Origin of the sequence: Leucothrix arctica, from assembly GCF_003172895.1 — a bacterium.
Lineage (GTDB): Bacteria > Pseudomonadota > Gammaproteobacteria > Thiotrichales > Thiotrichaceae > Leucothrix > Leucothrix arctica.
Map to the genome: position 1 here is coordinate 1 of NZ_QGKL01000006.1, position 12810 is coordinate 12810.

General features: G+C 42.7%; 12 protein-coding genes. 6 read left to right on the forward strand and 6 right to left on the reverse strand.

Annotated elements, in window-relative coordinates:
• On the forward strand, positions 1-365 hold a 365-nt coding region (locus DKT75_RS00965; protein WP_146201295.1), incomplete at its 5' end, for an integrase core domain-containing protein.
• Positions 366-651: 286 nt separating this feature from the next.
• Positions 652-1344, forward strand: a complete 693-nt coding sequence (locus DKT75_RS00970) for a DUF3047 domain-containing protein (protein WP_109821571.1) — start codon at positions 652-654, stop codon at positions 1342-1344.
• A 9-nt stretch (positions 1345-1353) separates the two neighbouring features.
• On the opposite strand, the gene DKT75_RS00975 is transcribed toward DKT75_RS00970, so the two are convergent.
• Both DKT75_RS00975 and DKT75_RS00985 read right to left on the reverse strand, forming a co-directional pair.
• Positions 1354-1611, reverse strand: coding sequence for a cysteine-rich CWC family protein (locus DKT75_RS00975; protein WP_211665107.1), 258 nt, complete (start codon positions 1609-1611; stop codon positions 1354-1356).
• Between the two features lie 539 nt (positions 1612-2150).
• Positions 2151-3161, reverse strand: a complete 1011-nt coding sequence (locus DKT75_RS00985; RefSeq protein ID WP_158278770.1) for a pentapeptide repeat-containing protein — start codon at positions 3159-3161, stop codon at positions 2151-2153.
• A 373-nt stretch (positions 3162-3534) separates the two neighbouring features.
• Between DKT75_RS00985 and DKT75_RS00990 the strand changes: the two genes are divergently transcribed.
• Both DKT75_RS00990 and DKT75_RS00995 read left to right on the forward strand, forming a co-directional pair.
• Positions 3535-4164, forward strand: a complete 630-nt coding sequence (locus DKT75_RS00990) for a LysE family translocator (RefSeq protein ID WP_109821574.1) — start codon at positions 3535-3537, stop codon at positions 4162-4164.
• 105 nt (positions 4165-4269) lie between these two features.
• Entirely contained in the window at positions 4270-6033 is a 1764-nt protein-coding gene (locus DKT75_RS00995; protein WP_109821575.1) for a chloride channel protein, read from the forward strand.
• Positions 6034-6074: 41 nt separating this feature from the next.
• Here DKT75_RS00995 and DKT75_RS01000 read toward each other — a convergent pair whose 3' ends face one another.
• From DKT75_RS01000 to DKT75_RS01015, 4 genes are all read right to left on the reverse strand, one after another.
• Positions 6075-7058: a hypothetical protein gene (locus tag DKT75_RS01000; RefSeq protein ID WP_109821576.1), complete on the reverse strand. Its 984-nt coding sequence runs from the start codon at positions 7056-7058 to the stop codon at positions 6075-6077.
• Positions 7059-7158: 100 nt separating this feature from the next.
• Positions 7159-7926 (reverse strand): lysophospholipid acyltransferase family protein, encoded by a 768-nt coding sequence (locus DKT75_RS01005; protein ID WP_109821577.1) that lies wholly within the window; start codon positions 7924-7926, stop codon positions 7159-7161.
• Between the two features lie 7 nt (positions 7927-7933).
• Positions 7934-8662 carry a UDP-2,3-diacylglucosamine diphosphatase gene (locus DKT75_RS01010; protein ID WP_109821578.1) on the reverse strand — a complete coding sequence of 243 codons (729 nt, stop codon included), beginning with the start codon at positions 8660-8662 and terminating at the stop codon, positions 7934-7936.
• 14 nt (positions 8663-8676) lie between these two features.
• Complete coding sequence (locus DKT75_RS01015) at positions 8677-9318, reverse strand: peptidylprolyl isomerase (protein ID WP_245923028.1); 642 nt, start codon at positions 9316-9318, stop codon at positions 8677-8679.
• 228 nt (positions 9319-9546) lie between these two features.
• Between DKT75_RS01015 and cysS the strand changes: the two genes are divergently transcribed.
• Both cysS and DKT75_RS01025 read left to right on the forward strand, forming a co-directional pair.
• Positions 9547-10932, forward strand: a complete 1386-nt coding sequence (gene cysS / locus DKT75_RS01020) for a cysteine--tRNA ligase (RefSeq protein WP_109821579.1) — start codon at positions 9547-9549, stop codon at positions 10930-10932.
• 140 nt (positions 10933-11072) lie between these two features.
• Entirely contained in the window at positions 11073-12725 is a 1653-nt protein-coding gene (locus tag DKT75_RS01025; protein WP_109821580.1) for a glycosyltransferase family 32 protein, read from the forward strand.
• Positions 12726-12810: the final 85 nt, after the last annotated feature.

A 12810-nucleotide genomic window follows, 5' to 3' on the forward strand; every position in this document is an offset into this window, starting at 1 on the left:
TAAGAATGGCCTATGAAAGCAGAAGGAAACCTAAACGTATTCTATTTCATAGTGACCAAGGCTGCCACTACACCAGTAAGGCGTACCGTCAATGCCTGTGGCATTTTGGCATGAGGCAAAGCCTTAGCCGACGAGGAAACTGTTGGGATAATTCACCCGTAGAACGGTTCTTTAGAAGCTTTAAAACCGAGTGGATGCCAAAATCAGGTTACGTTTCATTTAACGAAGGTGCTCAGGCGATTACTCAATACATTAATCAGTATTATAATCGTTACCGCCCACATGCTAACAATGGCGGGCTATCGCCAATAATGGCAGAAGAAAAATTTGGATTAACCTCTAAAGAGGTGGCCAGTTTTAGTTGACCACAACACTGCGGCTAATTGGTCGACCAGACTTTTTCCGACTAAACCAGTGGCTCCTACAACTATTGCTATTTTCATAGTATTCACGTTTCCTTGTAGAACTTACATATTCAATCTACCATAATCAGTCTAAATACTGTGTCCCCACGCAACTAAGTAGATCATTCTTGCGTATATAAATTTAAAGGATTGTGGCGTATGAAACGCCTCACAAACTGGTTAGCTTCGAAGCCATAAAGCTTTCAATCGCTTTAGCCCCTAATCAACACCGCTGCAAAGGTTCAATATGAAAAAAATACTACTCATCCTAGTTCTTATTACCGTTGCAGCTGCTGTTTACTGGAAAACACGACCATCACCATTCGATACTGGTGACCAGTTGCTAGCAAGCGGTGATTCTGTCGCACTATTGGCAGGTCTCAACACTGAGGAGCTACCATCAGGTTGGGTGCATCGAAAATTTATGACGGTAAGCCCTGCGGACTATCAAATGGTCGAAGACGATGGGAAATCAGTGTTGCGCTGCTCCACAGACAATAGCGCGTCTATCTTTGCCCGTGATACTGCTATCCCGCTCGATACACTTCCAATGCTCTCATGGCGCTGGAAAGTCACTCAACCAATCGACAGTGACGTTGATGAAGCCACCCACGAAGGAGACGATCACCCTGTCCGATTCTATCTAACCTTCTCGAACGAGAACGGAGAGCGCCGTTCGATGGAAATTATCTGGAGTAACAAAAAGTATGCCTCAGGCGATTACAAAATAATCGGTAACTTTTACCACTACGTAGCAAATGGTCTAAATAGTAATGTCGGAAAATGGTTTGATCAGAAAGTCGACCTTAGACAACTATACAAAGACATCGGTGGTACTGGCACAGCAACACTCGAAACCCTTGGTTTCTTTTGTGATAGCGACGAAACCGCGGCCAAAAGTGAAGCTCTAGTCAGTGATGTCGTGCTTTCGGCAAATTAAAATTTACGTCTATCGAGCCTTGTGCTTTAACGCACAAGGTTTACAGATACAGGCTTTATTTTTAGCGGCCACTTCAACTTGATTGAGTAGGCTTTCTGGAAACGTAAATTTTTCGTCCATACACCAACACGGCTTATTACTGTTTGATAAATTACCGCAGTCATTAGCTTTATTACACAATGGGCAGTTTTCAGGACTGACGTACTCTTCATTACTCATAAGCAGCTCATATAAAAAATCACGTGATCTTGGTTGTAATTTATCCATTCCAGATGCCTTGCAGTATCTGGTTACCAACCGCTTAGTCCTTGTGCTGTTGGTTCGTTTCCCCTTTGTAAATCATATATGTCTCAAATATATTAACCAATCCTATGATCAGGAAAAACCACGCGCCATTTTGAATCATCCAATTATCGCTTTCTATCAATCCTAGAAATAGAACCACTGCGCCTACAAACCAAAGCAAGGTAACAGCACTTCGGAGGTATACTTTTTTAGAAATTTTCATCCAGTCAATCCCGATCAATAATCATCAGTGCCATGGTAAACCAATGTCTTTAGTAGGCACGAATACTTTGACCTCTTTAATGATAAGTCTTACTCAGAAAACTCAATCAGAATTCCCTCGCCTGTTTCGGTATCAATCCCAACCAAGCACTCACCAAGCACTCTAGGAATACTAGGGAGTAATTGAAATGCCCATTTAGGTCTCATAAATTTAAGGTTCTTATTTGGTAGTTTGGGATTCTATTATTACAACTCACCACTTGTTAGTTATGTTAATTAAGGTTTATTGAAAAGTCTTGTTAGGTATTTTCAGAACCACTCGGATTTAGAGTGTAGTCACCCTCTGGAAACATACTAGTAACGGATTTGAAGCCTGACTCATGTACCTCTTTTTCTGTGGGGCTACCAGTATTAACTCTCACATTATCACTGAAAGTAGCATCTCCCGAGCAATGTACTTTTTTAAACTCAGTATCATGGAATTTAGCATTACTAAAATCTGTATTAAAAACACTAGATTTATTTAGTTTACAAAAACTAAACTCCGCACCAGAGAAATCAGCTTTGTTTAATCGAGTTTTTTCCATAATTGCATAGGTAAAAATCGCATCTTTACATCTACAACTCTCAAAGCTTGAGGATTCAGAGTTTGCATACTCGAAGTTGGACTTCTCTAAATCAGATCCTTCAAAATCAATAATTTTACATTCAGACTTACTAAAGTCAGCACCAACAAGGTATGAACCTCTTAGATTTGCACTATTCAAAATATCATCGAAATGTTTTTTAAATAAGCCATCTTCCTTGAAAAGGAGATCAATCGTAACTTGAACTTCATTAGAAGGCGCGTTCGAATTATTAAGTTGATAATCTTTCTCTTGAGTTCTACTACGTATATATGAACACAGAATATTTGCAATAGTATTTCTATACTTATCTTCTTCAGTAGCTAAATAAAATAACGAGTAAATTCCACCAATTCTTACAGATATGTCGTCACCACCTAATAACTCAATAGATGACTTGAACCTGTCATCTATTCGATGCTTAATTTGCAGTTCAATTTGTTCTTTTTGATTAGCAGTTTGTTGAATCTGGATATCCACTTGCTTCTCTTGGTGATGGAGCCTAAGTGCAAAAAAGTATAGGGTAATAACTGCTGCTATATGAGTGAATATTTCAATATAACCACCACACTTTTCAGCTTCACATGTAAATTCAGAGAATAAACCTTTACTCAACCAAAAGTAATGTACCGCTATTACAATGCCGGCAAGTAATATAGGAAAAGACCATTTTATAATTTTCATAACGCTTTTCACCATTAATTAATACGTAAAAACTAACTGAATAGTACCATTTTTACCCAAAGCAACAACGCTACATCTACAATATGGATGTATAAACATCTCCGAAAAAGCTAATTAATCCCAAGCCTTAACAATCAACCGCACCACTATTCGCACACTCATTGTTATAGGCAATTTCAGCAATGCATCCAAGCCTACAACTCGCCTACGAGGCACACGAGCCGAAACAGTCTGTACATATTTTAAAATAATTCCAGCCAACATTTAAATAACAGCAATTACAACCGCTTGTGGACTACACTTCAATCCACGAAAAACATATACTCCAGAGTACAACTTAGGATTTATTCCACCCTACTCTAGGAGCGCAAAAATGGACCTGACAACATGGCTTGCTTACTTAGGCGTCGTATCGCTATTAATAGCAACGCCCGGGCCTTCATGTTTGTTAGCGACGCTCCACGGATACCAATACGGGGTTAAAAAAACTAACGCGACCATCATCGGGGATGTCACGGGGAGTTTTATCCTTATGCTTATCTCAGCATTGGGACTTGGAGTATTACTTGCCTCTTCTGACACGCTCTTCATCGTGCTCAAAATTGCAGGTGCGGCATACCTTGTTTACCTAGGCGTTCAAACATGGCGTAAGCCTGTCACGACAACGGATCCTTTAGCCGTTGATGGCAAAGCCGACGAGTCATCTCGGCAGCTATTTAAAAAAGGCCTTATCACCAGCCTTACTAACCCAAAAGACCTACTGTTTTTTGCGGCACTTTTTCCAGCATTTTTAAATAACCAACAACCGTTCTTCACACAGTTAACCATCCTAATGGTGACATGGATCACGGTGAATTATGTGATTACACTGCTGTATGCCATCGCTGGTACCAAAGTGAATAAACAATTTTCTAAACCGAGCTTTATGAAAGTATTTAACCGCGTGACCGGTGGTATTTTCATAAGTTTCGGTGCGCTACTGGCTGGCTCTACGAGTTCTTAAACGCCGTCATCACGTACAAAAAACAACACTTTTAATAATAATTTTTGAACATTTCTAATTATTATTAACACATAAAACTACTAACACACCGACGATATGCCTCGAATGCGGACCACAAAAGCAATTAGAAAGATCTGGCAACACTGGCTGGAAAACGAACGTATTCAGTTATCGCAACCTGACGCTCCCATGCACCTTGCATTGGTGGGACTCATTACCGGTTTTTTAGCGGGTGGTGTGATCATTGTTTTCCGACTACTCGTCGAGACAATTCAAGAGAATATTCTCCCCGGTCAAGGCTCAGAAAACTATGAAGGTTTAGATGCGTTTGGTCGCTTCTTGCTGCCTGTATTAGGCGGTATTTTACTCGCCTTATTATTCTATTTTTACTCAACAAAAAACCTGCGTGTTTTAGGTATCGCTAAAGTGATCGACAGACTGACTTACCATCAAGGTTACTTCAGTGTTCGTGGGTTTATGTTGCAGTTCTTTGGTGCCGCTATCGCTATAATTTGCGGTCACTCCGTAGGTCGAGAAGGCCCACACGTTTACCTTGGCGCATCCATCAGTAGTTTGTTTGCACAGAGCGTATCGCTGCCTAATAACAGTATGCGTACCATGGTGGCCTGTGGCGCAGCGGCAGGTATTGCAGCGTCATTTAACACACCACTGGCGGGCGTATTATTCGCACTAGAAGTGGTGATGATGGAGTTCAGCCTTGCGAGCTTCATTCCCATCATGCTGGCTTCAGTGGTTGCCACTAGCTTGTCTAACGCAGTGTTTGGTATCGAGCCCTCTTTCGTTGTGCCAGATATGAATTTAAGCTCGCTCAAACAGTTGCCAATTATTATCGTGCTAGGCGTGTGTATCGGTGGCGCTGCGGCCCTGATGAACCACATGTTAGAAAACATATCCAAACACACACGTGAGATAGAGATCTGGTGGAAGCTAGCTGCCGCCGGTGTTATTGCAGGCATATGCTCAGTGATTGAGCCAGCAGTCATGGGCGTTGGTTATGACACGGTTATCAATCTATTAAGAGACCCGCAATCATTCACCGTATTAGCGCTGTTTAGCCTCGTGGCCTTTAAGTTGGTCGCGACGAGCTTCTGTGTTGGGTTGGGTGTGCCTGCGGGAATGATTGGCCCTGCCTTTATTATAGGTGCAGGTATCGGTGCTATCGCTGGGTTTGCAGTGAGTTTTACCGAAGGTTGGACGCCTGCAGATATTGGCTTCTACGCCCTACTCGGCATGGGCGCAATGGTTGGCGCTAGCTTACAAGCCCCCCTTGCCGCACTGACTGCGATTATCGAGCTCACTTACAGTCCGGGCATCGTTATGCCGGGCATGTTAACCATTATTGCCGCACAGCTGACTTCACGCGTTATCTTCAAGAAAGAGTCGCTGTTTCTCACCATGCTACGCAGCAATGAGCAGGACTACCAAGTCAATCCTGCTTCTAAAGTTTTGCAGCAAATTGGTGTTGCTAGCGTACTGGCTAGAAACTTCACACGCTCCACGCGAGTCATCACACAGAGTCGTGCCGAGGATATTGTGAAGAGTCAGATAGAGTGGATTATATTGAGTGAAAATGGCGCACCAACTCGCGCATTCCCGACGGTGGATTTAGCGAAATACCTGAGTTTAAGTACTGAAGATTTAGCTGAGATTGACTTAATCAACATCCCTGGTGGACGTTTACACTTAGACCCAATCTCGCTGCAAAAGAACCTCTACGAAGCGCACCAAAAGTTCCAGTCTGGGGCTGAGGCATTGTTCGTGGTATTTAAAGAGAAAGAAGCCACCGACCAGTCCAGAATTTATGGAGTGTTAGTTCCGGACATGGTCGAAGCGGCTTATCGTATCTAGGCCAGTTGAGTTGTGTTTAGCCCAACTTAATCTAAGCTAACCTAGTCTTCGTCTTTATCAGAGTAGGCAAACTTGGTTAGGCTCTTATCGTCACGCTTTGACATCCCTTGAGGATGCTCAGGGTCGACTTGTAAGTCAGTCACATTAGTCGCGTTGCGCTTGCCTTGTTTAAGCAAGTTCAACACGTTCATACCGCGATAGCACAGCTCTTTAAACGCAGGCACAACACCTTCAAGCTCAGTCGAGCGCTGTGTGATACCCAACGGCTTCAAAATGTGGTGATTAGCGCCATGAACACTCAGCTGACGACGGCTCTCTGCCGAGCCATAACTAGTCGTCAAAGACACATTAAAGTCCACGTTCTCCACACGATGCGGTGAATGCTGCGGCCAACTAATGGCTTCGCCCGGCTGCAACTCATGACTAATGGCATGATCATCATACCAACGCTCATAAGGAATATCTTCATGGCGGTCTTGGCCAATAATTTCTTCAATATACGTCTGCGGTGTGAAACGTTCATCTCGTGCAGGATAAACCCAAACACGCTTGCGACCTTTTAAATGCCACAACATATTCGCATCTGCATCGATATGACAGTAAACCTGCACACCCGGTGACGACAAGATCAGTGCACTAAAGGCCGATTTAGCATTGGTAATATGATCACATTTATCATTGATGGTCACGTACATCTGCCTGATTAGCTCGGCATACTCGCCGTTATACTTATCAATATTGATGACGTTGACCCACATACGGCCGCGCTGCAATGCTTCTAAAATCTCTGCGCCAGTGTTATCTGCAATATGGACAGGCGTCCAGTCTTGATGATTTTCAGGGTCAAAGCCCATGGTGTAACACTGCAACCACTTACGTGGATAGTTATCTAATAATGCTGTTAGCGTTTCGTCGCTAAACAGATCCAGCTTGTGATAAGTATGGGGGGATACTTGGGGTACTTTACCGAAGTTATTAAACTCGTCCGCACTCCACTGAATACACTCGGAATAATTCTTTGCCATAATTCAAACTCTATACTGTTTTTATTGATTAATTGAGTAAGATTAATTACTTAATAACCAGTATAGAGTCACAGACAGTAGCCTGACAAACTTTTATAGATTAGTGGCTTAAACGCAGCTTAGCTTGTGACTTTTGCAGGGTAATCTGCATCTGAGTTTGCAGTGTATTGGCCAGCTCTTTACGAGGCATGTCACCTGTTTCAACGGGGGGTAAGAAATAGACATTAGCGTTTAAGTCCTTACAACCCAACACCGCCCACAAGTTAGCTATGAGCGTTTGCTTACCAATATAAGGCACTCGCTCACTCTGTTGCGCATCCGTATTATTATCGGTGTAGTGAATAACAATAGGCTGAACAGGTGCAGACACCTTAATCGGTGCGCCAAACAAACGGGCATGAAGTCGACCCACGACCTTGCCGTCAGTGGTTGTACCTTCGGGGAAAATAAGGATTTGGCTTTTCTCTTCCAACCCCTCAACAATCGCTGCACTCGCCGCTTCTGCAGCCGTGCGATCGCCACGCACAATAAACAATGTGTTTACCTTGCGAGCTAACCAACCAATCACAGGCCAACTGCTGATTTCTGATTTAGACAAAAACCGAGGACTCGCCACGCTGGCAACCAAAGGAATATCTAACCACGAGACATGGTTCGCAATAAACAACACCGGCCCATCAATAGGCTCGCCCTGCTGATTAATCGTGATACCAAGGATGTGACATGACTTAGCAAACCACTGTCTAATACGTGCCTGAACTTCTGGGTTTTGCGCGCTACGTTTCTTAATTCGAGTTTGATAAAACACCAACCAAACACCCGAAAATAAATGCGCAAACATGCGTAAAAACTTCAGCACTTTTATCATGTCGAAATTAACTCAGTTTGAAAGTATCAGCATTGACTTCTAAACAACTCATTTGCTCATACCAGTCACCCAATACAACACGCTTTGCAGGTTGGCCCGCAAGCTCAAACTCATGAATAGCGGGACGATGAGTATGGCCGTGGATCAATTGCTGAACCCCTGCTTCCTGCATCGCTAACTCAACCGCTTGCTGATTCACATCCATAATCTCGGATGACTTCTCTTTCATTTTCGCTTGGCTTGCTTGACGAATACGATCAGCCTCGGCCACACGTTGTTCAAAGCTAAAGCTCAAAAATTGCTTACGACGCTCGACGTCATAAAACATTTTGCGTAACTCTATGTACTCAACATCGTCAGTACATAAGGTGTCACCGTGCATCAATAAGGTCTGTGTGCCGTATAGATCGATAACTTTCTTTTCTGGTAATAACTCGCAACCAGTCATTTCAGAAAAACGCTCGCCAACTAAGAAGTCTCGGTTGCCGTGCGTAAAATACAACTGGGTGCCGCTGTCAGATAACTGACGCAGGCCACCCAGTAATGGCGTCACTATTTGGCCGGCTGGCGAGTCAACAATATCGTCACCAATCCAATACTCAAACAGGTCGCCCAAGATATACAGCGAGTCCGCTTTACCGTGGATGCTACCAAGGAACTGCATAAACGCCTGCACAATGTGAGGACGCTTAGCGTCTAAATGTAAATCCGAAATAAACCAAGTACTCTTCTGCATATCTAAGACCTCAATTACTCAACAATAGTCATGCTGTTGATAGTGATAGTCTCTGTAGGCACGTCACCGTGGTAGCCTTTTTGGCCAGTCTCTACTGCAGCGATTAGATCAACAACATCCATACCGTCAGTTACTTTACCAAATACTGTGTAGCCCCAACCTGCTGGAGACTCACTTGTAAAGTTTAGGAAGTCGTTGTCTTTCAAGTTGATGAAGAACTGTGAAGACGCAGAATGAGGATCGTTAGTACGAGCCATTGCCAACGTACCACGGTCATTTTTCAAGCCGTTGTTAGCTTCATTCTTTACAGGAGGACGCTTGTCTGCTTTCTCAGACATGTCAGGATTCATACCACCACCCTGAACCATGAAATTAGGAATTACGCGGTGAAAGATCACACCTTCATAAAAACCATCTTTGATATACGCTTCGATGTTAGCAACCGTTAAAGGTGCTTTTTCAGCGTCAAGCTCAAGCATGATTACGCCCTTGCTAGTATCCATTTTTACATTAGTCATCGACTTTTTATCTCCAGGAGGTTGTGTTTGTGGTTTAGTACTTGGTTCAGCCACTACTTCTGCAGACTTGTGTGAGTCAGCATTGCAGCCACTGATTAAAACGAAAAAGGTCAGAAATCCTATCAGAAAACGATTCATAGTTTCATCCTAGATTATTCTTTGCATTAAATGGCGCATGATAGCTGATTCATTGGGTCGCTGCTACTTTCCACAACACCTCTACTAGCTCAAGCTTTAAACAAAAAAAACACCTTGCTAAAACACGACTATTTATAGCCTTTAAAGCGCTGCTCATAGCAGATTCAAAATACCTCTGATACTATGCGATGAAGCCCTATCACACTCATCGGTACGTTGAAAAAATATATGTTACAGATCTATAACAGCCTAACTAATAAGAAAGAAAAATTTGAACCACGCACAGCTGGTGAAGTAAAACTTTACGTCTGCGGTATGACGGTATACGACCACTGCCACCTTGGCCATGCACGCGTATTAGTTGCCTTTGATGTGGTTTATCGTTACCTACAAGCACGTGGTTTGAATGTAACTTATGTGCGTAACATCACTGATATTGATGACAAGATCATTGCGCGTGCAAACGAGAATGGCGAAGAGTTTTTGGCATTGACTGAGCGTTTCATTGACGCGATGCATGAAGACGAGCGTGCGCTGGGTGTACTACCGCCTACACATGAGCCAAAAGCGACTGAGAATATTCCAGAGATCATTGCGATGATCGAGACGCTTATTGAGAAAGGCAATGCTTACCAAGGTAAGAGCGGTGACGTTTACTTTGACGTTTCAAGCTTCCCTGACTACGGCAAGCTGTCTGGTCGTAAAGTTGAAGACTTACGTGCTGGCGAGCGTGTTGCGGTTGACACCTCAAAGAAAGATCCACTAGATTTCGTTCTTTGGAAACCTGCTAAAGAAGGCGAGCCTTCTTGGGAGTCTCCATGGGGCAACGGTCGTCCGGGCTGGCACATTGAGTGCTCTGCTATGTCGACTAAGATTCTGGGTAATAGCTTTGATATTCACGGTGGCGGACACGATCTTCAGTTCCCTCATCATGAAAACGAGATTGCACAGAGTGAAGCTTGCACTGGTGAGCACTTTGCAAACTACTGGATGCACAACGGCTTTATCCGTATTGATGACGAGAAAATGTCTAAGTCTTTGGGCAACTTCTTCACTATTCGTGACGTGCTAAAGACTTACTCTCCAGAAGCAGTGCGTTACTTCTTGATCTCTAGCAACTACCGCAGCCCGCTTAACTACAGCACTGAGTCACTTGACGCCGCTACATCTGCCCTTGACCGTTTGTACAACGCGCTACGTGGCATTCCAGAAGTGGAATACACGCGTTGGACAGCTTATGAAGATAAGTTTTACGCGGCGATGGATGATGACTTTAATACGGCTGAGGCGTTGGCTTCGTTGTTTGAGTTGGCACGTGACGTAAACAAATTGAACCAGACTAAGGGTGAAGCAGAAGCTGCACCGTTGGCTGCTTTGTTGAAGCACTTGGGTGGTTTACTTGGATTGTTGCAGCAAGACCCTGATCAGTGGCTACAGAAAGATGCTGGCGAAGATGGTTTGGATGCTGACGCGATTGAAGCGAAGATTCAAGAACGTATTCAGGCTAAAGCTGATAAGGACTGGGGTAAGGCTGATGGCATTCGTGATGAATTGAAGGCTGCTGGTGTTACGTTGGAAGATAAAGGTACTGAGACTTCTTGGCGTCGTGACTAATCATAGCGTTTATAGAAAGTGAATTAGATGAACATCTTATCTAATTGAGAAAGGGCCTCATTTACCTGAGGCCTTTTTTGTTTAAAATCAGGCTGATGATCCAACATATTTCAAGAGCGATTTAAGGGAAGGAAAAGTACATGGAAGCTTTAAACTTACACCAATTGAGAACCAAGCTACTTAACCTTAGAGCACAAGGAGAACACGACGCAACTATTGAAGGCTTCAAAGGACTCCTCAACCAATATCCCGATGATCAGCGCTCATACATCGATATAGCCATTTCTTTTCGTGAAGTTGGAAATTTAGAAGAGAGCATCAATTACATTAACGCCTTACTTAAACGAGAAGATACCCAAGACAATTGGCGACAAGTGGCTGAAAAAAACTTAGTGCAAGCTCTATTCCCTTATGTAAACCAACTCATATCAAAAGGACACTTCAACAGAGCACGTTTATTCTGGCAAAACCATCTTAAAGAGCAAATCATTCTAGAGGCCGATATCCCCAGAGTTTCTCTAATAAATTTTCGCTTTTCTTGTGAAGCAGGCCTTGGAACAATAGCTTCTTTTGAGCACTACTACTTCCTAGAAAAACTAAAAGATCGAAATAAATATGAAGCACTCGCTCGAGAAGTTGCATTCTATTGCTTTAAAACTGGTGAATATACGTTAGCTGACACTATTGCAAGCTGGTACCAGTTACACCCTTGGTCAGACCTTTTAAAATTAAACGTATCTTTGGAAACTAAAACATTTATTCAAACTTTACAACTCTCTGACCAAATACTTGCTAAACCTAAGCTACCATTACATTTGAAGCATAACGTCTATCAAAAGCGCTTTAGTTTAGGTTTACTACTTGCCGAACCTCAAATAACTGATGATGCACTAGGCCAACTACTTAAATTAAGTAATACCGAGAATCAATGGGGACAGGCAATGTTAAATATTCGCAGACAATATTTAAACGTGTATAAAACTGTCGATGTTGTGCAACTTGCGAAACAGACCGATAAGCAGAACCTGTCATTAACTTACATACAACAAATCAAAAATGAAGAGAACTTCTTCAAACAAGTTGTAGTGTCGTCTTTATATCTATCCAAGCTAATACTGCCTAACGGTCATAACGCAAAAATCTCTGGCGAACCTACTCATGTCCCTAAAAAAATAATGCAATATTGGGATCAACAGACACCTCCTGATGATGTATTAGTGAATATCGAAAGCTGGAAAAAAGCTTACTCAGACTACGAATATAAACTATTTAATTTTGAGTCAGCCAGTAACTATCTGCTGACTCACTTCGGTCAAGAGCAAGTTGATCTGTTCCAAAAGCGTAACCACCCAGCAATGCAAGCAGATATATTCCGACTTTTCTTTTTATATAACGAAGGCGGGGTTTATGCAGATGTGGACATTTATTGCCAAAGAAAAGTATCAGCAAATAATTCCGCGACTCTTAGGTATCAAATATTCAATATTTTGGAAATCACGAATGACTTTATAGCTCTCCCTAAACAGTCGCCCATTATTAAATTAGCACTCGAAACATTGGCTACGTTTGAAGAGGACTTGCTGCAAGACAAAAATGTATGGTGGGTCACAGGTCCTGGTCTGTTTAACTACTGCTTAGCTCAAGCCTTTAGCCACAGTTTGGTTAACCAAACTGAATTTGACCACGAAATCACACTAATTCATAACTGCAACTACCGACAATCCATTAAAAGCTCAGAGCTAGAATACAAAAAAAGTACACGTGCTTGGCAGCTCCAAGTAACCAGCGAATAATAACAACCTCCATCATTCCTACACATTCCTTTTGTACTATAGTGATATATAAAACTGGCTAATAAATTTAAACATTGGCAGTCAC

Excerpts from the sequence above, each read along its gene's own strand:
- DKT75_RS00970 (WP_109821571.1), top strand. The coding sequence starts at position 652 with ATGAAAAAAATACTACTCATCCTAGTTCTTATTACCGTTGCAGCTGCT.
- DKT75_RS00975 (WP_211665107.1), bottom strand. The coding sequence starts at position 1,611 with ATGGATAAATTACAACCAAGATCACGTGATTTTTTATATGAGCTGCTT.
- DKT75_RS00985 (WP_158278770.1), bottom strand. The coding sequence starts at position 3,161 with ATGAAAATTATAAAATGGTCTTTTCCTATATTACTTGCCGGCATTGTA.
- DKT75_RS00990 (WP_109821574.1), top strand. The coding sequence starts at position 3,535 with ATGGACCTGACAACATGGCTTGCTTACTTAGGCGTCGTATCGCTATTA.
- DKT75_RS00995 (WP_109821575.1), top strand. The coding sequence starts at position 4,270 with ATGCGGACCACAAAAGCAATTAGAAAGATCTGGCAACACTGGCTGGAA.
- DKT75_RS01000 (WP_109821576.1), bottom strand. The coding sequence starts at position 7,058 with ATGGCAAAGAATTATTCCGAGTGTATTCAGTGGAGTGCGGACGAGTTT.
- DKT75_RS01005 (WP_109821577.1), bottom strand. The coding sequence starts at position 7,926 with ATGATAAAAGTGCTGAAGTTTTTACGCATGTTTGCGCATTTATTTTCG.
- DKT75_RS01010 (WP_109821578.1), bottom strand. The coding sequence starts at position 8,662 with ATGCAGAAGAGTACTTGGTTTATTTCGGATTTACATTTAGACGCTAAG.
- DKT75_RS01015 (WP_245923028.1), bottom strand. The coding sequence starts at position 9,318 with ATGAATCGTTTTCTGATAGGATTTCTGACCTTTTTCGTTTTAATCAGT.
- cysS (WP_109821579.1), top strand. The coding sequence starts at position 9,547 with ATGTTACAGATCTATAACAGCCTAACTAATAAGAAAGAAAAATTTGAA.
- DKT75_RS01025 (WP_109821580.1), top strand. The coding sequence starts at position 11,073 with ATGGAAGCTTTAAACTTACACCAATTGAGAACCAAGCTACTTAACCTT.